This window comes from Jiella pacifica (assembly GCF_010500815.1).
Lineage (GTDB): Bacteria > Pseudomonadota > Alphaproteobacteria > Rhizobiales > Rhizobiaceae > Jiella > Jiella pacifica.
Map to the genome: position 1 here is coordinate 193,460 of NZ_JAAAMG010000002.1, position 21,646 is coordinate 215,105.

At 66.7% G+C, this 21,646-nt stretch carries 22 protein-coding genes; 8 read left to right on the top strand and 14 right to left on the bottom strand.

All coding sequences use genetic code 11. The features are described 5' to 3' along the window. Window positions 1-2: 2 nt before the first annotated feature. Window positions 3-1,202, bottom strand: a complete 1,200-nt coding sequence (locus GTK09_RS03620; protein WP_163461133.1) for a COG4223 family protein — start codon at window positions 1,200-1,202, stop codon at window positions 3-5. A gap of 163 nt (window positions 1,203-1,365) precedes the next feature. Here GTK09_RS03620 and GTK09_RS03625 point away from each other — a divergent pair, with 163 nt between their 5' ends. Continuing rightward, entirely contained in the window at window positions 1,366-1,818 is a 453-nt protein-coding gene (locus GTK09_RS03625; protein WP_163461134.1) for a hypothetical protein, read from the top strand. Between the two features lie 329 nt (window positions 1,819-2,147). On the opposite strand, the gene GTK09_RS03630 is transcribed toward GTK09_RS03625, so the two are convergent. Together GTK09_RS03630 and hemC are read right to left on the bottom strand one after the other, a co-directional pair. Next, window positions 2,148-2,858, bottom strand: a complete 711-nt coding sequence (locus GTK09_RS03630) for a uroporphyrinogen-III synthase (protein ID WP_163461135.1) — start codon at window positions 2,856-2,858, stop codon at window positions 2,148-2,150. 11 nt (window positions 2,859-2,869) lie between these two features. After that, window positions 2,870-3,808 (bottom strand): hydroxymethylbilane synthase, encoded by a 939-nt coding sequence (gene hemC / locus GTK09_RS03635; protein WP_163461136.1) that lies wholly within the window; start codon window positions 3,806-3,808, stop codon window positions 2,870-2,872. Between the two features lie 204 nt (window positions 3,809-4,012). Between hemC and GTK09_RS03640 the strand changes: the two genes are divergently transcribed. The 5 genes from GTK09_RS03640 (at window position 4,013) to GTK09_RS03660 (ending at window position 7,763) form a co-directional block, all read left to right on the top strand. Then, window positions 4,013-4,645, top strand: coding sequence for a hypothetical protein (locus GTK09_RS03640; protein ID WP_203560875.1), 633 nt, complete (start codon window positions 4,013-4,015; stop codon window positions 4,643-4,645). Between the two features lie 240 nt (window positions 4,646-4,885). Next, window positions 4,886-5,962, top strand: a complete 1,077-nt coding sequence (tsaD, locus tag GTK09_RS03645; protein ID WP_163461421.1) for a tRNA (adenosine(37)-N6)-threonylcarbamoyltransferase complex transferase subunit TsaD — start codon at window positions 4,886-4,888, stop codon at window positions 5,960-5,962. Beyond that, on the top strand, window positions 5,959-6,939 hold the full coding sequence (locus GTK09_RS03650) for an NAD(P)H-dependent glycerol-3-phosphate dehydrogenase (RefSeq protein WP_163461137.1): 981 nt from the start codon (window positions 5,959-5,961) through the stop codon (window positions 6,937-6,939). Before tsaD ends, GTK09_RS03650 begins: the two co-directional genes overlap by 4 nt. Before the next feature lie 94 nt (window positions 6,940-7,033). Beyond that, on the top strand, window positions 7,034-7,324 hold the full coding sequence (locus GTK09_RS03655) for a YciI-like protein (RefSeq protein WP_163461138.1): 291 nt from the start codon (window positions 7,034-7,036) through the stop codon (window positions 7,322-7,324). Window position 7,325: 1 nt separating this feature from the next. Continuing rightward, the gene (locus GTK09_RS03660) at window positions 7,326-7,763 is read left to right on the top strand and encodes an EVE domain-containing protein (protein ID WP_163461139.1); all 438 of its coding nucleotides are present in this window, start codon (window positions 7,326-7,328) and stop codon (window positions 7,761-7,763) included. Between the two features lie 54 nt (window positions 7,764-7,817). Here GTK09_RS03660 and GTK09_RS03665 read toward each other — a convergent pair whose 3' ends face one another. Further along, complete coding sequence (locus GTK09_RS03665; protein ID WP_163461140.1) at window positions 7,818-8,171, bottom strand: hypothetical protein; 354 nt, start codon at window positions 8,169-8,171, stop codon at window positions 7,818-7,820. A 190-nt stretch (window positions 8,172-8,361) separates the two neighbouring features. On the opposite strand from GTK09_RS03665, the gene GTK09_RS03670 reads away from it, so the two are divergent. Beyond that, on the top strand, window positions 8,362-8,583 hold the full coding sequence (locus tag GTK09_RS03670; protein WP_163461141.1) for a DUF3072 domain-containing protein: 222 nt from the start codon (window positions 8,362-8,364) through the stop codon (window positions 8,581-8,583). An 88-nt stretch (window positions 8,584-8,671) separates the two neighbouring features. Here GTK09_RS03670 and GTK09_RS03675 read toward each other — a convergent pair whose 3' ends face one another. The 9 genes from GTK09_RS03675 to GTK09_RS03715 form a co-directional block, all read right to left on the bottom strand. Beyond that, window positions 8,672-9,811, bottom strand: a complete 1,140-nt coding sequence (locus GTK09_RS03675) for an endonuclease/exonuclease/phosphatase family protein (protein ID WP_163461142.1) — start codon at window positions 9,809-9,811, stop codon at window positions 8,672-8,674. A gap of 172 nt (window positions 9,812-9,983) precedes the next feature. Continuing rightward, window positions 9,984-10,670: a ribulose-phosphate 3-epimerase gene (rpe, locus tag GTK09_RS03680; protein ID WP_163461423.1), complete on the bottom strand. Its 687-nt coding sequence runs from the start codon at window positions 10,668-10,670 to the stop codon at window positions 9,984-9,986. A gap of 11 nt (window positions 10,671-10,681) precedes the next feature. Then, on the bottom strand, window positions 10,682-11,755 hold the full coding sequence (cbbX, locus tag GTK09_RS03685) for a CbbX protein (RefSeq protein ID WP_163461143.1): 1,074 nt from the start codon (window positions 11,753-11,755) through the stop codon (window positions 10,682-10,684). 103 nt (window positions 11,756-11,858) lie between these two features. Beyond that, window positions 11,859-12,281, bottom strand: a complete 423-nt coding sequence (locus tag GTK09_RS03690; protein WP_163461144.1) for a ribulose bisphosphate carboxylase small subunit — start codon at window positions 12,279-12,281, stop codon at window positions 11,859-11,861. 99 nt (window positions 12,282-12,380) lie between these two features. Beyond that, window positions 12,381-13,838: a form I ribulose bisphosphate carboxylase large subunit gene (locus GTK09_RS03695; RefSeq protein WP_163461145.1), complete on the bottom strand. Its 1,458-nt coding sequence runs from the start codon at window positions 13,836-13,838 to the stop codon at window positions 12,381-12,383. 183 nt (window positions 13,839-14,021) lie between these two features. After that, window positions 14,022-15,107, bottom strand: coding sequence for a class II fructose-bisphosphate aldolase (gene fba, locus GTK09_RS03700; protein WP_163461146.1), 1,086 nt, complete (start codon window positions 15,105-15,107; stop codon window positions 14,022-14,024). Between the two features lie 132 nt (window positions 15,108-15,239). Beyond that, window positions 15,240-17,249: a transketolase gene (tkt, locus tag GTK09_RS03705; protein ID WP_163461147.1), complete on the bottom strand. Its 2,010-nt coding sequence runs from the start codon at window positions 17,247-17,249 to the stop codon at window positions 15,240-15,242. Between the two features lie 30 nt (window positions 17,250-17,279). After that, window positions 17,280-18,152 carry a phosphoribulokinase gene (locus tag GTK09_RS03710; RefSeq protein WP_163461148.1) on the bottom strand — a complete coding sequence of 291 codons (873 nt, stop codon included), beginning with the start codon at window positions 18,150-18,152 and terminating at the stop codon, window positions 17,280-17,282. A gap of 157 nt (window positions 18,153-18,309) precedes the next feature. After that, on the bottom strand, window positions 18,310-19,347 hold the full coding sequence (locus GTK09_RS03715; protein WP_246217684.1) for a class 1 fructose-bisphosphatase: 1,038 nt from the start codon (window positions 19,345-19,347) through the stop codon (window positions 18,310-18,312). Between the two features lie 127 nt (window positions 19,348-19,474). On the opposite strand from GTK09_RS03715, the gene GTK09_RS03720 reads away from it, so the two are divergent. After that, window positions 19,475-20,422: a LysR family transcriptional regulator gene (locus GTK09_RS03720; RefSeq protein ID WP_163461150.1), complete on the top strand. Its 948-nt coding sequence runs from the start codon at window positions 19,475-19,477 to the stop codon at window positions 20,420-20,422. An 8-nt stretch (window positions 20,423-20,430) separates the two neighbouring features. On the opposite strand, the gene fni is transcribed toward GTK09_RS03720, so the two are convergent. Further along, window positions 20,431-21,516 carry a type 2 isopentenyl-diphosphate Delta-isomerase gene (fni, locus tag GTK09_RS03725; RefSeq protein ID WP_203560877.1) on the bottom strand — a complete coding sequence of 362 codons (1,086 nt, stop codon included), beginning with the start codon at window positions 21,514-21,516 and terminating at the stop codon, window positions 20,431-20,433. Window positions 21,517-21,646 lie beyond the last annotated feature (130 nt).

A 21,646-nucleotide genomic window follows, 5' to 3' on the forward strand; every position in this document is an offset into this window, starting at 1 on the left:
GGCTAGCCCTGGTTGGCGGGTTCGGCGGTGGTGGGCGCGTCCGTCGAGGCCGGCTCGGAACCCGAGATCGCCTCCTGCAGGGTCGAGGAAACGATCTGCTGGGCCGTCAGCCTCGCCCGCACATTGTCGGCGAAATCGGCACTGGCCTGCTTGGCGTTGTCGGGAAGCTTGTCCCACTCCGACACGAAACCCTGGAGATCTCCCGCACGCATCGCCGCGTCGAGGCGGGACAAGACGGCGCTGTCGCTCTGATCGGCCGGCGGCGGCGTGTCGGAGGAGCGCACGTTCACCAGCGACCGCAGTCCTGCCATGAACTGATCGCCCACCGGCGCATTCGGCCGCGGCGGCGAGAGCGCCGCGGAAATCTTGCTTTCGACCTCGGGCCACTGCTGAGCGATCTGGCGCTCCGAGGGAACCCCCTCGGCGGCGAAGGTCCTGAGGCTCTCGGTCGCCTGCCCGGCGCCCGCCGTCGTGGCGAAGGTTTCGAGCTGTTCGGCGAAAGGCCCGCCGGCATCGATGGCCGATTTCAGGTTGGCAGCGGCAAGCGCGGTGGCGGCCCGATCGTTGGCTTCCTCGACCGACGCGAGCCGTTGTCCGAGATCCGTCACTGCCCCGTCGACCTTGGCGCTCGCCGCGGATGCCGCTTCGTTGGCAGATTTCGCGTCGGTTGCGGCCGTGTTCGCGGTTTCCAGCGCCGACTGCGCCGTCGTCTGGGCGGTGTTGGCCGTCTGCTGGGCGTTCGTCGCCGCCTGCTGGGCCGCACCGGCGGTCTGGTTGGCCGCCGATGCCTGCTTCAGCGCGTCCGCAGCGTCGCGGGAACCGCGCTCGCTCGCCTCGGTCGCGCCTCGGACGGCCTGCTGCGCGGCCGCCGCGGTCTGGTTGGCCTCCTCGGCGGTCTTGCCGGCGCTCTCGGCCGATTGCTGGAGAGAGGCCAAGTCCGCGGTTGAGTTTTCGAGCGTCGCGATCCGCTGTTCGAGCGGCGAGAGATCGACCGCCGGAGCCGCCTCGCCGGACGTGCCGGCGGCGAGTTGCTCGCGCAACCGGGCGACTTCCTCGTTCACGTTGTTCAAGGCATCGGTGGTCGCGTAGTCGCCGCCGGTGGCCTGGGGTGCGGCACCGAGGCCCGGCAGCGCACCGCTCGCCATCAGGGCCCAGGCACCGCCGAGGGCCAGCACCGCGCCGAGGACGGCAGCGCCGATCACACCGCCGACGCCGACGCCGCCGGAACGGTTGGGCGGCGGCGGCGATGCCGGCTTGGCTTCGGTGCGAGCCGCGCCGGACGCGGAACCGGACGAGGCATATGACCGACCGGACGAGGCATCCGCAGGCTTCGACCCGCTGGTTGTCGCGCCGGATGTCCCGGAAGTGGAAGCAGATCCCGCCGCGGCGGCGGCAGCCGGTTTCGATGCAGCGGAAGACGAGGACGAAGCTGCGGCGGCCGAAGGCGCGGCCTTGGGGGCGGCCGTGCCTGCGGCGCCTGCCGGTGCCGCGGCCGCACCGGCGCTCGGCTTGCCGGGCTCCGGGGACGGCCCTGTCGCCGCCTTCGGCGGCGTAGCCGCGGCGATCTTGGCCGGATTGCCGGCAGCGCTGGCGATACCGGCCTTGGACGGGCTCCCGACCGCCGATGCATTTCCGGCCGGACCGCTCGCCGTCGCAGGGGCAACGCCGCCAGTCGCAGGCATCCTCGCCGAGGAGGTGCCGACGGAGGACGGTGCGGTCGAGAGCGATTCGCTCGTCTCGCTCTTCGCTGGAGCGCCGCCCGTGGCCGCCGTCGCCGAGGGAGCCGGGGCTGCGGGGTGTGCCGACGTCGCCGGTTGAGCCGGGCCTGCCGCTGCGGGCTGCGCCCGCGTCGATGGATCGCCGGCGGGCTTGACTGCATCGCCGGGCGTGGCGGTCGCCGCCGTCTTCGTCTTGTCGCCTTCGCTCACTGTCGTTTTCTTTTCCGCCTTGAGATCGATCGTCTGGCTGCGCGGCTTGGTCGGTCTAGATCGCCGGGGACGGTTGGTCATAGCGTCGGCTCCATGCTCGCGGGTCGCGGCCGCGGGTTGGGATCACCCTCGGCGCGACATGTCTGGCACACTGGCACATTGGTCCTTCATTCGCGCGCATGGCGCAAGCTTCGAGTGCACATTGAACCGTGATGTAGGTTAGCCGAGGCGTTCGAAAAGCGAGGCGAGGTTCCGCTCCGCCGCGATATGTGCGTTCCCGCATAATTCGTGCGGCAATGCCGCGGCGATGCGGGCCGACAACGTCAGCAGCAAGGGTTGCGGATCGAACAGCTGCGGCATCTCTTCATAGAGCCGCCGGTAACCCTCGGCCTGGCCGACCGACAGGATGAGCACGGCATCCGGCGGACCACCGACAAGGACGCTCCGCACCATCGCCTCGGACCACGCCACCGGGACGACGTCGTAGACCTCCCAGATCCGGCAGAGAATGCCGGCGGCTGCGAGCGCGCGTTCGAGCGTTCCGGTCCGCCGTCGGCCGGCGGCATAGAGCAGCGTCTCGCCCGGGCCGATCCCGGCCGCGAGCGCCAGACCTCCCATTGCCGCCGCCGCGCCCTCGGCGACGTGGACATTGGCAAATCCAGCTGCTCTCACCGCCTCGCCCGTCCTGCCGCCGACACAGAGGACGGGCCGCAAGTCGCCCGGAAAGCGCCTTGCAAAGGGCGGAACCGCTCGGGCGCTGGTCAGCGCAAAGCCCGCCGCACCTTCGTCACCCTCCGCGGTCGGCGACGGAAGCTCGACGCTCCGCTCCAGTGGCAGGATCAACGGCTGATGGCCGCGCTCGGCGAGTTGCCGGGCGGTCCGCTCCGCTTCGCCCGCCTCGCGCAGGATGAGGACGCGCGCGTGTCCCACGGCCGCTCGCGTCAGCTCGCCCAGCCGTCGAAGAAGCCGGGCCCGGCGGCTTCGAGCACCGTGCGGCCGGCGAGCCGGCCGATCAGCTCCGCATCCTCGGCAACCCCCTCGCGGCGGGTCTCGTGCATCTCGCTACCGTCCGGCTTCAGAATCATGCCGTGGAGGACAAGGATGCCGTCGCCGTTGACCGTCGCATGGGCGGCGATCGGCGTGCGGCAGGAGCCGTCGAGTTCTGCGAGGAACGCCCGCTCGGCGAGGAGCGCGACGGTCGTCGGGCGATCGGCGATCGCGGCGACGAGGCCCTTCGTCGTCTCGTCTCCACGGCGGCTCTCGATGCAGATGGCGCCCTGCCCCGGGGCCGGCGGGAAGACCTCGGGAGCGAGGATCTCAGTCGCGACGTTCGCCATCTCCATCCGGTTGAGGCCGGCCATGGCAAGCAGCGTGCCGTCGGCCTGCCCTTCGTCGAGCTTGCGCAGCCGCGTCTGGACGTTGCCGCGGAAGATGACGACCTCGAGATCCGGCCGCATGCGCTTGACGATCGCCTGCCGCCGCAGCGAGGCCGTCCCGACGATGGCCCCTTTGGGCAGTTCCGCGATGGTCGGCGCGGCACGGCCGATGAAGACGTCGCGGACGTCCTCGCGCGGCAGGAAGGCCGAGATCTCAAGACCGTCGGGCAGCGCGGTCGCCATGTCCTTGGAAGAATGGACGGCGACGTCGATCCGGTCTTCGATCAGCGCCAGTTCGATTTCCTTGGTGAACAGGCCCTTGCCGCCGACCTCCGACAAGGGTCTGTCGAGGATGCGGTCGCCTGAGGTGGAGATCACCTCGATCGCGAAGGCTTCTTCCGGCAGCTGGTGGGCCGCCATCAGCCGGGCTCGCACCTCGCTCGCCTGCGCCAGCGCCAACTGGCTGCCGCGCGTCCCGATTCGGATGGTCCTGTCGCTCGCCATCGCCTGCCGTCCGCCCCCTGAAAACGTTTCCCGTCGAAGCCGCAACTTAGATCGCGACACCGCGGACCGGAACCGCCCGCCCCGCCTTTTTCGACGGAGCGTCCGCGGCGCCGCCACGCCGATCACGTTTTCGCGTTCATGTTGCGGCCTCCGCGAGACAGACGAACAGCAGCCGGGCACCAACATTCGATTGGATAACTTATCATGCAACGGTCTCTCGCGCGCCGCACGACGCTCGCCTTCGTGCTCGGCCTCGGCGCCGCAACCGCATTTCTTCCCGCGGCATTCGCTCAGTCCTCCGGCCAACCGGAACGCGTTCGGGGCACGATCGAGTCCCTCGAGGACACGACCCTGACGGTCAAGTCACGGGAGGGAGACAGCGTCGCGATCACGCTCGCACCCGGCTACCGGATCACCGGCATCGCCAAGGCCTCGGTCGCCGACATCAAGGAAGGCGACTTCGTCGGTGTCGCCTCCGTTCCCGGCTCCAGCGGCGGCGCCGACGCCGTCGAGGTTCTGATCTTTCCCAAAGCCATGGCCGGCACTGGCGAGGGCAGCTATCCTTGGGATCTCGAGCCGGATTCCACGATGACGAACGCCACAGTCTCCAACAAGGTCGAGAATGCCGACGGCCGCGAGCTCACCTTGACCTACCCGTCCGGCGAAAAGACCGTGTCGCTGCCGGAGGGCATCCCGATCGTCACCTTTGCCGAAGCGACGAAAGCCGACCTCGAACCCGGCGCCCCGGTCTTCGTGCCGGCGCAGAAGGCATCCGACGGATCGATCTCCACCGCCTTCGTCGTCGTCGGCAACCAGGGCGTCGTCCCGCCGATGTGATCGTCTGCGCGATCGGATCGACGCATTCAGCCGGCCGGCCGGGGCTCCGGTCCCGGCCGGCGTCATCGCCGCGCGGAGCCTGGCGCCGATCTTCCTGGTTGGCATCGGGAAGCGCTTTCGCCTATCTGAGGCGAGTTGCCTCAGCCAGCGAACGGGCGCCCCTTGTCTTCGACCGAAACGTTACCGTCTTCGAGCGAAACGATACCGAAGCCCGGCAAGGCTCTCGCCGGCGATAACGCCGTGGTTCTCGGCATCGAGACGAGCTGTGACGAGACCGCCGCCGCCGTGGTCCGGCGTACGCCGGCGGGCGGGGCGGAGATCCTGTCCAACGTCGTCCTGTCGCAGATCGAGGAACACGCGGCCTTCGGCGGCGTCGTGCCGGAGATCGCGGCACGAGCCCATGTCGAAGCCATCGACGGCATCGTGCGCGCCGCGCTGATCGAGGCCGAGGTGACGCTCGCCGACATCGACGCCGTCGCCGCGACGGTCGGGCCCGGCCTCGTCGGCGGGCTGCTCGTCGGGGCGATGACCGGTAAAGCGATCGCCGCCGCACGGGGTCTGCCCTTCCTCGCGATCAATCATCTCGAGGGCCACGCCCTGTCGCCGCGCCTGTCGGACGGCGTCGCCTACCCCTATCTGCTGCTGCTGGTTTCCGGCGGCCACAGCCAGATCCTGCTGGTCCGGGCGCTCGACGACTACGAACGCTGGGGCTCGACCATCGACGACGCGCTGGGCGAGGCCTTCGACAAGACGGCGAAGCTCCTGTCGCTGCCCCAGCCAGGCGGGCCGAACGTCGAGAAAATGGCGGCCGGAGGCGATCCGAAGCGCTTCGCCCTGCCCCGGCCGATGAAGGGGGATGCACGGCTCGACTTCTCGTTTTCCGGACTGAAGACGGCAGTCCGCCTCGTCGCCGAGGCCCATGCGCCGCTTTCCGACGAAGACGTCGCCGATCTCTGCGCCAGCTTTCAGCGCGCCGCGGCCGAGACCGTCGCCGACCGCGTCCGGCGCGCCCTGATCCGCTTCCGGGAGACCTTTCCGGGCCTCGCCGATCCCGTCCTCGGAGTCGCGGGCGGGGTCGGCGCCAACCAGGCGATCCGGGACGCGCTTCTCACCGAATGCGAGGCCGCCGGTGCCCGGTTGGTCGCACCGCCGCTGAAGCTCTGCTCGGACAATGGGGCGATGATCGCCTATGCCGGGCTGGAGCGCTTCGAGGCGGGGCTGATCGATCGACTGGACGCGCCCGTGCGCTCGCGCTGGCCGCTCGACGAAAAATCCGCGCCGCTCGTCGGCCATGGCAGACGGGGAGCCAAGGCATGAGCACGATCGCCGTTCTCGGCGCCGGCGCCTGGGGCACCGCGCTCGCCGCGCTTTATGCCCGGGGCGGCGAAGCGGTGCGCCTGTGGGGCCGCGACGCCGCAACGATCGCCGCAATCGAGGCGCGCCGCGAGAACCCGCGCTATCTCCCAGGGATCGCCCTGCCGCCTTCGATCCGCCCCACGACCGCCCCCGCCAAAGCATTGGCGGGGGCGGACCTCGTCCTTCTGGTGGTTCCCGCGCAAAGCCTCGGCGGGCTTGCGGCCGATCTCGCCGAGGACCTCCCGGCGCATGCGACGCTCGTCCTCTGCGCCAAGGGAATCGAGCGGCGGACCGGCCGGTTCATGTCCGACATCGTCGCCGAGGTCCTGCCCGACCGGCCGGTCGGTATCCTTTCCGGCCCGAGCTTTGCCAGCGACGTCGCCTGCGGCCTGCCGACGGCTGTGACCGTCGCCGCGAAAGACGGCGAGACCGCCGACGCGCTCGCCCGCGGTCTGTCGACCGAGAGTTTCCGCTGCTATGCCAGCGACGATCTTCGCGGCGTCGAGGCGGGCGGTGCCTTGAAGAACGTTCTGGCGCTCGCGGCCGGCGTCGTCATCGGCCGGAGCCTCGGCGCATCGGCCCAGGCGGCGCTGGTGACACGCGGTTTTGTCGAGCTGCGCCGGCTCGGCGAGGCGCTGGGCGGGCGCGCGGAAACGCTGATGGGCCTGTCCGGCCTCGGCGACCTGATCCTCACCTGCTCCTCGCCGCAGTCGCGCAATTTCGCCTATGGCGCGGCGCTTGGACGGGGCGAGGATCTTTCCGGCCTGAAGCTCGCCGAGGGTGTCTTCACCGCGGCGATCGCGGCACGACTGGCCCGAGAGAACGGCATCGAGGCGCCGATCGTCGAGACGGTCGCCGAGCTCTTGTCGGGCGAGCTTTCGGTGGACGAGGCGGCCCAGCGCCTTCTGCAGCGGCCGCTGAAGCGCGAAGTCGGTTGAAAGCCGGACGATCCCGCGATAGCTCCTCGCTCACCATGCATTCGCCGCCAGTCGCCGCCGCTTGCCGGCGCCGACCAACATTCGGGAAACGTCCATGCTGTTCGCCGTCCTCTGCACCGACAAGCCGGATCATCTCCAGGTTCGGCTGGACAATCGTCCAGAGCATCTGAACTTCCTGAACTCGCTGGGTGAGAAGCTGAAATTCGCTGGCCCCTTCCTCGGCGACGACGAGAAGCCGAATGGCAGCCTCGTCATGATCGATGCGGAGTCGCTCGAGGCTGCCAAGGCCCTCGCCGCCGAGGACCCCTATGCCAAGGCCGGCCTCTTCGAGAGCGTGACGGTGAAGCGCTGGAACTGGTCGGTCAAGAACCCGGACGCCGCCTGACATGCGCTACTGGCTCTACAAGTCCGAGCCCGCCACGTGGTCCTGGGAGCAGCAGAAGGCGAAGGGCGAGGCCGGGGAAGAATGGACGGGCGTGCGCAATTATCAGGCCCGCAATTTCATGCGCGAAATGAAGCTCGGCGACCGTGGTTTCTTCTACCATTCCAACGAGGGCAAGGAGGTCGTCGGCATCGTCGAGGTGGTGAAGGAGATCCACCCTGATTCGTCCGCCGACGATCCCAAATGGGAGTGCGTCGACATCAAGGCGGTGATGGATGTGCCAGAGCCGGTGACGCTCGACCGGATCAAGGGCGAGCCCGCGCTGAAGAACATGGTGCTGGTCAACAACTCCCGGCTGTCGGTTCAACCGGTGGCGGAGGACGAGTTTCGCCATGTCTGCGAAATGGGCGGTGTCGATCCGAAGACGGTCATGAAGAGCTGAGGACTTTGCCGCCGGGCTTGCGCTCGGCGGCTCTCCCTCCCGCTCATTGCCACATCAGCATTTGCCGAAGGTTTCCGAGACGACGGTGATGCCGGCGATGATGACCGAGACCTTCACGCCGGTGGGGAGACCCCAGGTCGTGCAGATCGTCAGGCATGCGCTGCCGGCCTCGCCGTTCGGAATGGTCAGCGGGATCGGAATGCAGTGCGTCCCCAGGCCCAACGGCAGTTCGACGCAGACCTTGTTATCCTGGACTGTGATCGCCACGCACTCGGCGAGCAGGCTTCTCTCGGTGCTGCGGGTGGTCATCCCACGCTGCACCAGGGTCTGAACGTCTCCTTCGGCAAAGTCCTGTTTCGCCGCGTCCAGCGCAGCTTGAACCGCCCCCTGATCGAATTGATAGGCCATAGCGTCTCCTCCCTTTATGGTTGCTGAGGAGCAGAACTATACAACCTTTGATAGTTACGTAAAGGCAGATTCGACCGCTACGCGAGTTGCGAGCGAATGCCGATCTCGACGGTGGTCGACAGGCATGCTTCGGGAACCAAGGAGACACCAGAACATTTGAGGAACGACACATCCGTTCCGGAGACAATCAATGAGCGACATCACCCCGAAGAGCGACGATATCTCGAACACCGAAAAGGACCCGGCCGACTGGACGACGGGCGGCGAGCCGATGACCGGCGCGCAGGCCTCCTACCTGAAGACGCTGTGCGAAGAGACGGGACACCCGTTCGACGAGAGCCTGACCAAGGCCGACGCGTCGAAACTGATCGACCTGTTGCAGGGCGAGAGCAAGCGCGTCAGCGACGCTTGACGCTGAAAATCCCTTTCGTCCGATAATCGCGTTTCGCCAGCCTCGGCAGCCCGAGGTCGTCGGCGCCGGCGGCTGGCGCGTCGCCGGCTCAGAGATCGATGTCGACCCAGATGAGATGGTGATCGGAGGCGGCGTGTTTCTCCGCGGTCAGTTCGGGGTAGACCTTCCACCGACCGCTGGCGGTCCAGGCGCCTTTCCGGAAGATCCCACCTCTTGCGATCTTGGCGAAAAGGGCAGGTGACAGAAGGATGTAGTCGATCTTGTCCTTGTCGCGGCCGGTTCCGAACGTGCCGATGCCGCGATCGCCGGTATTGGCGTTGAACTCGAAGTCGGTGAACCGTTCGTGGCGCGAGACGTCCGCAAGGTCGGTGTCGGCCAAGAGCGGCGCCAGCACATCGCTGTCCGGCGTGTCGTTGAGATCGCCGAGAACGACGACGTTTAGCATGCCTTCGCCCTGCAGCCGCCGATAGATTCCCGCCACGGCCTCGGCCTGTGCCCGGCGTTTGGCCTGCGAGGAAGGATCGTTGCCGCCGAACTTGCTCTTGAAGTGGTTGACGAGAAAGACGATTCGCGCGCCCGACGGCGTCTGCACGATAAATTCGGGGCAGTCGCGGCTGAACACCCGCTCGCCATTTGCCATCAGGTCGTCGACATGGCTGCGCATCGAGACGATGTCGTAGTCCTGCTTGGTGCCGATGGCGACGTCGATGCCACGCTGGTCGTTGCCGTCGATCAGCATGACATGGGCATAGGGCGGGGCGAGATCGAACTTCTTGGCCATGAAGTCCTGGAACATCGTCAGCACCGGTCGGCTTTCCGCCTCGACCACGCCGATGACGTCCGCCGAGACGTCGAAAATCACCCGGCCGGTCAGAACCATCGCCGTTTCATCGACGGCTTCGGTCTTCAGCTCCACCCAGCCAACCCAATCGCCGCGTCCCTCGGCGACGATCTCCTTCGGCTTCTCCCGATCGCGCGGACGGCGGATCAGCTGGCCGCGGATCTGGCGCAACAGGGCGAATTGGCCGTCGTCATCCTTCAACAGATCGAGCGTGGCGAGCAGTTCCAGCATCCGCGCTTTGTCGGCCGCGGAGTATTCCACTTTCTCGAACAGCTTGGAGATTTCGGCATAGGCGTCAATGACGTCCTGATGGGCGCCTCTCGCGTCGTCGTTGAAGACCTTCGCGCGGTCGAAGAGATTTTCAACGTTGTAGCTGGCAATGCGCATGACGGGCCTCCGAAACACGTCCGGGCAACATAGCGCAAGAATAACAACCTGTGATGACACGGGTGCGTGTTCGGCTGCCCCCCGCATTTATTTCCACAAATCGGCCGCCACACGCGCCTTCATTTCAAGGCGACCATGCTTCCTTTCAGAGACACGCCGCGGCGCGGCCCGCTCAGTCCGCCTTCGCCACAGCGCCCTCGGCCGCGTCGCGGATCGCGGCCATGTTCCGCTCGTAGTGCTCCGGCGTGCCGCCTTTGAACACCGCCGAGCCAGCGACGAGGGCATTCGCCCCAGCCGCGACCACCAGCGGCGCCGTCTCCGGCGTCACGCCGCCATCGACCTCGATGTCGATCGGCCGGTCGCCGATCATTGCCTTGACCCGCCGGATCTTGTCCACGACCGAGGGAATGAAAGCCTGGCCGCCGAAACCCGGATTGACGGTCATGAGCAAAACCAGATCGAGCCGGTCGAGGACGTATTGGATGACGCTTTCGGGCGTCGACGGGTTGAGCGCGACGCCGGCTCGTCTGCCCGTCGCCTTGATCGCCTGGAGCGAGCGGTCGAGGTGCGTCGTCGCCTCGGCATGGACGGTGATGATGTCGCAGCCGGCATCGGCGAAGGCCTCGATGTAGGGGTCGCAGGGAGCGATCATCAGATGGCAGTCGAACACCTTCGCCGACGACGCGCGGATCGCTTTGACGATCGGCGGGCCGAAGGTGATGTTCGGCACGAAATGGCCGTCCATCACGTCCAGATGGATCCAGTCCGCACCCATCCGGTCGACCGCGGCGACCTCCTCGCCGAGGCGGGAGAAATCCGACGACAGGATCGATGGGGCGATGACGATCGGGCGTGTCATGGGCGGGCGGCTCATGGGTGTCTCTCCTCTTCCCCCAATTCGCGGGGCCCCGTTTCGCGGGCAGCCGTCTCGGGGTGGACGGGTTCGGCGTTGTGTCCGGGCTTTTGCAGGAACACTCGGCTCGCCGCAATGTCCTCGGCTGCGATCTCCGACAGGGCCGCCGCATCGAGCGGGCCGGCGTCTTGTTCGAACAGCCGGTTTGCCTGCCTCAGCCGCGCCCGGTCGAGCGCATTGCGGATCGAGCGGGCATTGGCGAAATGCGGCTGGCCGCGCCGTTGCTCGATATAGCTCGCGAGGATCGTCGCCGCCTCGTCGGTGAGATGATAGTTCTGCCGCTCCAGCATGCCGACGGCGATCCGGTGCAGCTCGTCGTTGGAGTAGTCGGGAAAATCGATGTGGTGGGCGATGCGCGAGCGAAAGCCCGGGTTCGATTCGAAGAACTTGTCCATCCGGTCGGCATAGCCGGCGAGGATGACGACGAGGTCGTCGCGCTGGTTCTCCATGACCTGCAGGAGAATCTCGATCGCCTCCTGGCCGTAGTCCCGTTCGTTCTCGGGCCGGTAGAGATAATAGGCCTCGTCGATGAACAGGACCCCGCCCATCGCCTTCTTCAGGATGTCCTTGGTCTTCGGCGCGGTGTGGCCGATATACTGGCCGACGAGATCGTCCCGCGTGACCGAGACCAGATGGCCCTTGCGGATATAGCCGAGCCGGTGGAGGAGGTTCGCCATCTTCAGGGCGACCGTCGTCTTGCCGGTGCCGGGATTGCCGGTGAAGCTCATGTGCAGCGTCGGCGTCTCATGGGCGAGGCCGAGCCGCCGGCGCGCCCGCTCGACCAGCAGCAGCGCCGCCGTCTCGCGGATGCGCTTCTTCACCGGCTTGAGGCCGATTAGCTCGCGGTCGAGTTCCTCCAGCACGTCGCGGACGCCGGCGTCCTCGTATTCGCGCTTGAGGTCGACGGTGGTGATAGGGGGCTCGGGGGCGGCCGTTTCCGCTGCGTCCTCAGGCGTGGCTGCGACTGGAGCCGGCTTGGCGGCGGCCCCGTCCGGTTTGCCACCCTTGTTCAACTGGTCGAGGTAGCTCATCTATGACCTCCCGTTGGATGAATGCTCGGGAATCGGGAATGACGTCGCGCCCGCGACCACCCCCTCGGCGCCGACGTCAAAGGGACGGGCGAAGGCCTGCCCCTCACACCCCGTAGCGCTCGCCTTCCGGCTTGGCGTCGGCGTAGGGCTCTGTCGTGTAGCGCATGTTGCGGCCGTTGCCCTCCTGGCGGCGGAGGCGATAGCCGGGCTCCTCCTTCGGCCGGTTGACGATGAAGGAGATCTTCACCGACTCCCAGCCATGGGTGGAATCGAAGGCCGACAGGCGGATGTAGCGGTCGCCGAAAGCCTTGCGGCAGCTCTGCAGCTCCATCATGACGCCGGCGGCATCGGCGATGTCGAACATCGGGTGGCCCCACATGTCCCAGTAGGTGTTCCGGGGATGCGGATCGTCGGTGTATTCGAGATTCACCGCCCAGCCGTTGTCGAGGCAGTACTGGATCTGCTTGGTGATCTGCTCGTCGGTGAGATCGGGCAGGAATGAGAACGTTCCTTGTGTCATGCGCATGGTATTGGCTCCTCTGATGGGTTCAGGCGACGGGACTGGCGTGAAGCGGCTGGGGCGGCCCTTGGGAGGAAAAACCCGCCCCAGCCCTCACGCCACGGCTCAGGCAGCCGTGGCCGTCACCGCGTAGTCCGGAGAGTCGGTCGAGGTGTAGTTGAAGGTGACGTCCTTCCAGGTATCGAGGGCGGCCTTCAGCGGCGAGCAGGTCTTGGCCGCCTCGTTGAGGATGTCCGGCCCCTCGCGGACGATGTCGCGGCCCTCGTTGCGGGCGAGGATCATGCATTCCAGCGCCACGCGGTTGGCCGTCGCGCCGGCGGCGATGCCCATGGGATGGCCGATCGTGCCGCCGCCGAACTGCAGGACGACGTCCTCGCCGAGGAGGTCGATGAGCTGGTGCATCTGGCCGGCATGGATGCCGCCGGAGGCCACCGGCATCATCTTGTTGAGCGAGGCCCAGGGCTGGTCGAAAAAGATGCCGTTTTCCAGCCGCTGCTCGGTGAACTCGTTGCGGCAGATGTCGTAGTAGCCCCTGGTCGTCGCCGGATCGCCTTCCAGCTTGCCGACCACCGTGCCGGCATGGATGTGGTCGACGCCGGCGAGCCGCGCCCATTTGGCGATGACGCGGAAGGAGACGCCGTGGGTCTTCTGGCGGGTATAGGTGGAATGGCCCGCCCGATGGAGATGCAGGATCATGTTCTTGCGGCGCGCCCACTTGGCCATGGACTGCATCGCCGTCCAGCCGATGACGAGGTCGATCATCACGATGTTGGACCCGAGCTCGGCGGCGAACTCCGCCCGCTCGTACATGTCTTCCATCGTCGCTGCGGTGACGTTGAGATAGGTGCCCTTGATCTCGCCGGTGGCGGCCTGGGCCTTGTTTACCGCCTCCATGCAGTAGAGGAACCGTTCGCGCCAATCCATGAAGGGCTGGGAGTTGATGTTCTCGTCGTCCTTGGTGAAGTCGAGCCCGCCCTTCAGCGCCTCGTAGACGACGCGGCCGTAGTTGCGGCCCGAGAGCCCGAGCTTGGGCTTCACCGTCGCGCCGAGCAGCGGCCGGCCGAACTTGTCGAGGCGCTCGCGCTCGACGACGATGCCGGTGGCGGGGCCCTGGAAGGTCTTCACATAGGCCGTCGGCAGCCGCATGTCTTCGAGGCGAAGGCCCTTCAACGGCTTGAAGCCGAAGACGTTGCCGATGATCGAGGCCGTCAGATTGGCGATAGAGCCGTTCTCGAACAGGTCGAGGTCGTAGGCGATGTAGGCGAAATACTGGCCCTCGGCGTTCGGCACCTTGTCGACCCGGTAGGCTTTCGCGCGGTACTTCTCGGCAGCCGTCAGCCGGTCGGTCCAGACGACCGTCCAGGTCGCCGTCGAACTCTCGCCCGCCACCGCCGCCGCCGCCTCGATCGGATCGACGCCGTCCTGGGGCGTGATCCGGAAGCAGGCGATGATGTCGGTGTCCTTCGGCTGGTAGTCGGGCTCCCAATAGCCCATCTTCTTGTATTCCATGACGCCGGACTTGTAGCGGTCCTTGCCGGTGACGGTCTGCGATCCTTCGGCCATGTCGTCTTCTCCTTCGCGTGAATTCCGCCGGTGAAATCCGGCTCGCCCGACGGCCCGCTCTTGGCGGAATGCGGACAAGTCTCTCCCGTCGCCGCGAAGCAGGGCCCCGCGTCGTCGCAATCTCGCTGCGATACTGATCACTCCGCCGGCCGGCCCATGAGGCGCGGCCGGGCTTTCCTTCGCCTATTCGGCGGCGACGGCCGTCATCTCGACCCGAGGATCGAGTTCGCCCGACTGATAGCGCGCCGCCATCCGGTCGAGCGGCAGCGGCCTGATCTTGCTCGCCTGCCCCGCGCAGCCGAATTGTTCGTAGCGGTCGAGGCAGAGCTTCTTCAAAGCGTCCATCGCCGGCACCAGGAACTTGCGCGGATCGAACTCCTCCGGCTTCTCCATCGCCACCTTGCGGAACTGCCCGGTCATCGCCATCCGGCAGTCGGTGTCGATGTTGACCTTGCGCACGCCGTGCTTGATGCCGCGGACGATCTCCTCGACGGGGACGCCATAGGTCTCGCGCATCCTGCCGCCATAGCGATTGATGATCTCCTGGAGATCCTCCGGCACCGAGGAGGAGCCGTGCATGACGAGATGGGTGTTCGGCAGCTTCGAATGGATCTCCTCGATGACGTGCATCGCCAGGATCTCGCCATCGGGCTTGCGGGAAAACTTGTAGGCGCCGTGGGAGGTGCCCATGGCGATCGCCAGGGCGTCGACATGGGTGCGCCGGACGAAGTCGACGGCCTGGTCGGGGTCGGTGAGAAGCTTGTCGTGATCGAGCTTGCCCTCGAAGCCGACGCCGTCCTCCTTCTCTCCCTCGCCCGTTTCAAGCGAGCCGAGGACGCCGAGTTCGCCTTCCACCGAGGCGCCGACCCAATGGGCCATGCGGGTGACCCGTTCGGTGATCGCGACGTTGTATTCGTAGGAGGCCGGCGTCTTCATGTCGGCTTCGAGCGAGCCGTCCATCATCACCGAGGTGAAGCCGTGGCGGATTGCGGTGAGACAGGTCTGCTCGTTGTTGCCATGGTCCTGATGGATGCAGACGGGGATCTGCGGGAACATTTCCACCAGCGCGTCCATCATCTTTTCCAGCATGATGTCCTTGGCGTAGGACCGCGCCCCGCGCGAGGCCTGCATGATCACCGGCGCGTCGCTCTTGGCGGCCGCCTCCATGATCGCCAGCCCCTGCTCCATGTTGTTGATGTTGAACGCCGGCACGCCATAACCCTGTTCGGCGGCGTGATCGAGCAACTGCCTCAGCGTGATCTTGGCCATGGGATGCGACCTCCTCTTCGCACACATCTTTCCCGTGCGCGGGGAAGCGTTTCCCCGCGCCTGTCGTCTCCATGCTGTCTTTCGGTATGCCGGGCCGGCCTCGTCAGCCGGCCCAGTGCGCCTCGGAGGCGCTTACTGCTGCAGCATCTCGTGCGCCGCGGCGACCACGGCATCGGCGGTGATGCCGAACTTCGCGTAGACTTCCGGCGCCGGCGCCGAGGCGCCGAAGCCATGCATGCCGATGAAGCGACCGTCCTCGCCGATCCAGCGGTCCCAGCCGAGCCTTGCAGCGGCCTCGATGGCGATGCGCGGGGCATTGCCGAGGACGCTCTTGCGATAGGCCGCGTCCTGCTCCTCGAAGAGCTCCCAGCAGGGCATCGAGACGACGGCGACCTTCAGCCCCTTTTCCTCAAGCTTTCCGGCGGCTTCGAGGGCGAGCGAGACCTCGGTGCCGGTGGACAGGAGGGTGAAGTCGCGCGGGCCGTCGGTGTCCTTGAGGACGTAGGCGCCCTTGCGGGTCTTGTTCTCCGAGACCGAGCCGGAGCGCACCGTCGGCACGCCCTGGCGCGACAGCGCCATCACCGACGGACGCTTGGTCTCGCCCATGGCGATTTCCCAGGCTTCGTTGGTCTCGACCGCGTCGGCCGGGCGGAAGAGCAGGAGATTCGGCGTCGCGCGGTGGATCGCCAGATGCTCGATCGGCTGGTGCGTCGGGCCGTCCTCGCCGAGACCGATACTGTCATGGGTCATGACATAGACGACCCGGATGCCCATCAGCGCCGACAGGCGAATGGCGCCGCGCGCATAGTCGGTGAAGCACATGAAGGTGCCGCCATAGGGCACGAAGCCGCCATGCAAAGCGATGCCGTTCATCGCTGCGGCCATGCCGTGCTCGCGCACGCCGTAGCGGACGTAGCGGCCGGAATAGTCGCCGGGCGTGATGTCCTTCAGGCCCTTGGTCTTGGTGTTGTTCGACGGCGTCAGATCCGCCGAGCCGCCGATGGTGAACTCGCTCGCCCCGTTGATCACCTCGAGCGCCATTTCCGACGCCTTGCGGGTGGCGACGTTCGGCTTCTCGGTGACGATGTCGGCGCGGGCCTTGGCCATCAGCTCGGCGAGGTTCTCCGGCAGCGTCGTCGCGTACTGCGCCTCGAAGGCGGCGCGGTTCGGCGCGGCGTCGCGGGTCTTCTCCCAAGCTTCCCGGGCCTCCCGGCCCTTCTGGGCGGCCTTGTGCCAAGCGGCGGTGATCGGCTCCGGCAGGACGAAGGGCTCCGACGTCCAGCCGATGTTCTTGCGCGTCGCCGCGACCTCGTCCTTGCCGAGCGCGTTGCCGTGCACCTTGTCGGTGCCCTGCAGGTTGGGAGCGCCATAGCCGATGATGGTGCGGCAGGCGATGAAGGCCGGCTTGTCGCTGGCGCGGGCCTCGACGATCACCTTCTCGATCGCCTCCGGATCATGGCCGTCGACAGCCCAGGTGTTCCAGCCGTGCGCCTCGAAGCGCTCGCGCTGGTCGATCGAGGTGGCGAGCTTGGTATCGCCGTCAATCGAGATGTGGTTGTCATCGAAGAAGTAGATCAGCTTGTTCAGCTTCAGGTGGCCGGCGAGGTCGATCGCCTCGTGGGAGATGCCCTCCATCAGGCAGCCGTCGCCGCAGAAGACATAGGTGTAGTGGTCCACCAGATCCTCGCCGAAGCGGGCCGCGAGCATCCGTTCGGCCAGCGCCATGCCGACCGACATGGTGATGCCCTGGCCGAGCGGGCCGGTGGTCGCCTCGATGCCGGCGGCGTGGCCATATTCCGGATGGCCGGCGGTGCGGCTGCCGAGCTGGCGGAAATTCTCGATCTCCTCGATGGTCATCTCCGGGAACCCGAGAAGATGCATGACCGAGTAGAGCAGCATCGAGCCGTGGCCGTTCGACAGGACGAAACGATCGCGATTTGGCCAATCCGGCTGGCTCGGATCGACGCGCAGGAACTTGGAGAACAGCACGGCGGCGACGTCGGCCATGCCCATCGGCATGCCGGGATGGCCGGAATTGGCCTTCTGGACGGCGTCCATCGACAGCGCGCGGATGGCATTGGCCATGTCGCGGGTCGAAACGCCCGCCATCTCTTGCGGCGTGTTTTCGGCGGCTTGGGACATGATGTTTTCCCTTGGAATCTCTTTTCGAGCTCAGGACGCGCGACGTTTCTTTTCCATCAGCTGGAGAATCAGCGGCGTCAGGATGAGCTGCATTGCGATGTCGAGCTTATTTCCCGGCGCAACGATGGAGTTGGCGCGGGACATGAAGCTCCCGTGGATCATAGACAGAAGATAGGGAAAATCGATGCCCCGCGGCTTGGCAAAGCGGATGACGATCATCGATTCGTCCGGCGTCGGGATCCAGCGCGCGATGAACGGGTCGGAGGTGTCGACGATCGGCACGCGCTGGAAGTTGATGTCGGTGCGGGCGAATTGCGGGCAGATGTATTTCACGTAGTCCGGCATGCGCCTGAGGATCGTGTCCATCACAGCCTCGGTCGAATAGCCCCTCGTCGCCTTGTCCCGGTGGATCTTCTGGATCCATTCGAGGTTGATCACCGGCACGACGCCGATCTTCAGATCGACCAGCGGCGCGAGATCGACCGTCTCGGTCTTAACGCAGCCATGCAGTCCTTCGTAAAACAGCAGCTCGCTCTCCTCCAGCGGCGCCCAGTCCGAGAAGGTACCGGGCTCGCCGCCATAGAGCTCGACGTCCTTGACGTCGTGGATGTAGTGGCGGGTTTCGCCGCGGCCCTTGCGGCCATAGTCCTGAAAGACTTCCTGCAGCTTCTCCAGGATGTTGGCCTCCGGGCTGAAATGCGAGAAGTCGCGGTTGCCCTTCGCCTCCTCCTCCAGCATCTTCGCCTTCATCGCCTGCCGGTCGTAGCGGTGGAAGGCGTCGCCCTCGATGAAGGCGGCCATCACGTGCTCGCGGCGGAAGATCTGGTCGAAAATGTTTTTCACCGACGTCGTGCCGGCGCCGGACGAGCCGGTGATGGCGATGATCGGATGCTTGGCAGACATCGGTTTTCCCTCCCGAAATCCGGCGCGCCTCCCAACGCGCCGGCAATCAATCACTCACGCATGCCGTGGCTCGCGCAGGGGCGGACGCCGGGCACTCGATCGAACGCCGTCTCAGCTCGATCCTCGGCGCCTTGCGAGCTCACGCCAGCGTTCCGGTTCACGGCCTGAAAAGGCTGCGCTTGCCGAACAGAGGCGAACGCTCGGCCAGCGCCGAGGGATCGAGGATGTATCGGGCGACCCGTTCGACCTCGCGCTTGGAGCCGAAGACCAGCGGCGTGCGGTCGTGCAGGCCTTCCGGCACGATGTCGAGGATCGGCGTCGTTCCGTCGGTCGCCTTGCCGCCGGCGTTCTCGACGCAGAAGGCGACGGGGTTGGCCTCGTAGACCAGCCGCAGCCGGCCCTTCGCATATCCCTTCCGTCCGTCGCCCGGATAAAGGAAGATCCCGCCCCGCAAAAGGATGCGGTAGCAGTCGGCGACCAGCGACCCGACCCAGCGCATGTTGAAGTCGCGCTCGCGCGGACCTTCGCCGCCGGCGAGCAGATCGTCGATGTAGCTGCGGATCGGCTGGTCCCAGTGGCGGTAGTTCGAGGCGTTGATGGCAAATTCGTTCGCCTTGTCGGCGATGGCGATGGCCGCGCTCAGCTCGACGAAGCCGCCGAAGCTGGGCGAGAAGATGAAGACGTGGGTGCCGTTGCCCATCGACATGACGAGGAGCAGCTGCGGCCCGTAGACGAAGAAGCCGGCCGCGAGCTGCCGCGAGCCCTTCTGCCTGAACACCGTCGCGGGGTCGTTGCGATGCTCTTCCTCGACCGGCAGGACCGAAAAGATGGTGCCGATCGTGACGTCGGTCTCGATGTTGGACGAACCGTCGAGCGGGTCGATCGCCATCGCCAGCCCGGCATCGGGCTTCATGAGAACCGCCTCGTCCTGTTCCTCGGAGCCGAAGAAGGCGAGCGGCGAAGCCTCGGCCGCTTCCATGAATATCTTGTCGGCGACGACGTCGAGCTCCTTCTGCACGTCGCCACCGGCGTTCGTGCCACCCCTTGCCTGGCCGAGACCTTCTCCGCCGGCGGTGATCTTGTTGCGAAGCTTGACCGCGGCGGCCGCGAGGTTGCGGATCGTGGTGGCGACCTGACGCTTCAGCGGGTCGTTGCCGCATTGCGATTCGAGATGAGCGTCGAGGGACGATGCCATGCTTTCCTCCATTGAGCTGCGAGGTTCTTCGCCCCGCTCGCTCGAGTGAAAGCAGCATGGGCGCCCGGGACGGGTAAGTAAAATTTATTATCTTTACGCAAGCGGTAAATCAAACTAACTAAGGGCCATGCGGAACCTCACTTTGCGCCAGTTGCGTTCGATCCAGGCGATCAGCCGGCACGGCACCATCGCCGCGGCCGCCAGACAAGTAGGGCTGACGGCGCCGGCTGTGACCTTACAGGTGAAACAGATGGAGGACGACGTCGGACTCGCCCTGTTCGACCGGACGAGCGAAGGCATGCGGCTGACCGTGGCCGGCGCCGCCGTGCTTGCGGCCGCCAATGCCATCGAGACGACGCTGCGGGGGCTGTCCGAGGAAATCGATTCGATCAAGGGCGTCAGGTCCGGCACCATCCATCTCGGCGTGGTCTCGACGGCGAAGTACTTCGCGCCGCGGCTGATCGCCTCTTTCCGCGAGGCCTATCCCCAGATCGACCTCAAGCTCAAGGTCGGCAATCGCCACGACATCATCGCGGGCATCAAGGACTACAAGCTCGACGTCGCGCTGATGGGGCGCCCGCCGATCGAGTTTCCCGTCGAGTCGATCTTCTTCGGCGACCACCCGCTGGTGATCATCGCAGATCCGGCCCATCCGCTGGTGCGCGAGCGGGACATCGGGCGCGACCGGCTGCTCGCGGAGACGATCATCATCCGCGAGCAGGGCTCCGGCACACGGGCGGCGCTCGAAGGCTTCTTCGCCGAGCATCCCGATCGGCTCGCCGAGCGAAGCGTCGAGATGGGCTCCAACGAGACGATCAAGCAGGCGGTCATGGCCGGGCTCGGCATCGCCTTCATCTCGGCCCACACGATCGCCTTCGAGGTGGAGATGAGGCGGCTCGTGGTCCTCGACGTCGCCGACATGCCGATCCGACGCAAATGGTACGCCGTCTGCCGGAAGGACCGTATCGCCGCCCCGGCCGAGAGAGCCTTCAAGCAGTTCCTGGTGGAACGCGGCGCAAAACACCTTCCACTGCTCGACCGGCTCTATCCGGCGGAGGCGATCGAGGCGGGATAGCACCGCGATCAGCCGGCAAGATCCGGCGGATTGATCAGCGGCGCCCGCTTCAATGCCTTAAGATCGGTCGAGCCGGTGCAGAAGCAGGCGATCCGAAGTTCCTCCACGACGGCGGCAAAATGCGCCACCACCGCTTCGGACGAATGATCCGCCGCCGCCAGAGATGCCGCCGCCTGCCCGCAGAGGTCGGCGCCGAGCCGGATCGCCCTGGCGACGTCGAGACCGGTCTTCAGTCCGCCCGAGCCGATCAGGAGGGTGTCGGGGCAGGCCGCCCTCGCCTCGGCAATGGCGCGCGCCGTCGGGATGCCCCAGTCGGCGAAGACCATGGCGGTCCGTTTCAGCCTCGCATCCGCAGCGCGCTCCGCCTCGACGGCCGCCCAGCTCGTGCCGCCGGCTCCCGCGACGTCGATCGCGGCGACGCCGAGATCGACAAGCCGCCGGGCCAGGGATGCGGAGATGCCGGCACCCACCTCCTTGACGACCAGCGGCACGGCGAGCTCCCGCGCCAACGTCCCGATCTTGCCGAGGACCCCGCGCCAGTCCGTGTCGCCGCCGGCCTGGACCGCTTCCTGCAACGGGTTGAGATGAACGATCAGCGCGTCGGCCCCGATCATCTCGACGGCCCGCATCGCCTCGTTGCGGCCATAGCCGAGGACGAGCTGCGCGGCGCCGATATTCGCCAGGATCGGGATCGAGGGGGCGCGGCGTCGCAGCGAGGCGTCGAGCCCGCCGCTGGCCCGCCCCTCGATGGCGATGCGCTGCGAGCCGACGGCGAGCGCAATGCCGAGTTCCTCGGCGGCTTCCGCCAGATGGGCGTTGATTCGTGCCGCCCGCTCCGGCCCTCCGGTCATCGACGAGATCAACAGCGGCGCCTTCAGCCGCTTGGCGAAAAACGCCGCCGAAACGTCGATCTCGGCCAGCGACAATTCGGGCAGCGCGCAATGTTCAAAGCGCACGGCTTCGAGGCCCGTGGCGATCCGGTCGCTCTCGGAGGGGCTGGCGGCGAGCACGATGTCGATGTGGTCGCTCTTGCGTCCGGCGATGTCGGCGCCTTCTGCCACCGGTCCGTCGCGGGGCTCTCGTGGCTTGGTCAAGCGCGCTGGTCCTATCGTCGCAGCCTTCGGGCGGGAGCTTTCACGGCCTGCCGATCCGGCTATTGTCCTGGGCGGATTCGTTTGCGACGATGACCATCGCCGCTGACTGGAAGCGCCACATACAACGCGT

What these genes read in the sequence shown, in the direction of transcription:
- hemC (WP_163461136.1), bottom strand. Translation starts at nt 3,808, where the DNA reads ATGGCGAGCGACAGGACCATCCGAATCGGGACGCGCGGCAGCCAGTTG.
- GTK09_RS03640 (WP_203560875.1), top strand. Translation starts at nt 4,013, where the DNA reads ATGCAACGGTCTCTCGCGCGCCGCACGACGCTCGCCTTCGTGCTCGGC.
- GTK09_RS03650 (WP_163461137.1), top strand. Translation starts at nt 5,959, where the DNA reads ATGAGCACGATCGCCGTTCTCGGCGCCGGCGCCTGGGGCACCGCGCTC.
- GTK09_RS03655 (WP_163461138.1), top strand. Translation starts at nt 7,034, where the DNA reads ATGCTGTTCGCCGTCCTCTGCACCGACAAGCCGGATCATCTCCAGGTT.
- GTK09_RS03660 (WP_163461139.1), top strand. Translation starts at nt 7,326, where the DNA reads ATGCGCTACTGGCTCTACAAGTCCGAGCCCGCCACGTGGTCCTGGGAG.
- GTK09_RS03665 (WP_163461140.1), bottom strand. Translation starts at nt 8,171, where the DNA reads ATGGCCTATCAATTCGATCAGGGGGCGGTTCAAGCTGCGCTGGACGCG.
- GTK09_RS03670 (WP_163461141.1), top strand. Translation starts at nt 8,362, where the DNA reads ATGAGCGACATCACCCCGAAGAGCGACGATATCTCGAACACCGAAAAG.
- GTK09_RS03675 (WP_163461142.1), bottom strand. Translation starts at nt 9,811, where the DNA reads ATGCGCATTGCCAGCTACAACGTTGAAAATCTCTTCGACCGCGCGAAG.
- rpe (WP_163461423.1), bottom strand. Translation starts at nt 10,670, where the DNA reads ATGACACGCCCGATCGTCATCGCCCCATCGATCCTGTCGTCGGATTTC.
- cbbX (WP_163461143.1), bottom strand. Translation starts at nt 11,755, where the DNA reads ATGAGCTACCTCGACCAGTTGAACAAGGGTGGCAAACCGGACGGGGCC.
- GTK09_RS03690 (WP_163461144.1), bottom strand. Translation starts at nt 12,281, where the DNA reads ATGCGCATGACACAAGGAACGTTCTCATTCCTGCCCGATCTCACCGAC.
- GTK09_RS03695 (WP_163461145.1), bottom strand. Translation starts at nt 13,838, where the DNA reads ATGGCCGAAGGATCGCAGACCGTCACCGGCAAGGACCGCTACAAGTCC.
- fba (WP_163461146.1), bottom strand. Translation starts at nt 15,107, where the DNA reads ATGGCCAAGATCACGCTGAGGCAGTTGCTCGATCACGCCGCCGAACAG.
- tkt (WP_163461147.1), bottom strand. Translation starts at nt 17,249, where the DNA reads ATGTCCCAAGCCGCCGAAAACACGCCGCAAGAGATGGCGGGCGTTTCG.
- GTK09_RS03710 (WP_163461148.1), bottom strand. Translation starts at nt 18,152, where the DNA reads ATGTCTGCCAAGCATCCGATCATCGCCATCACCGGCTCGTCCGGCGCC.
- GTK09_RS03715 (WP_246217684.1), bottom strand. Translation starts at nt 19,347, where the DNA reads ATGGCATCGTCCCTCGACGCTCATCTCGAATCGCAATGCGGCAACGAC.
- GTK09_RS03720 (WP_163461150.1), top strand. Translation starts at nt 19,475, where the DNA reads ATGCGGAACCTCACTTTGCGCCAGTTGCGTTCGATCCAGGCGATCAGC.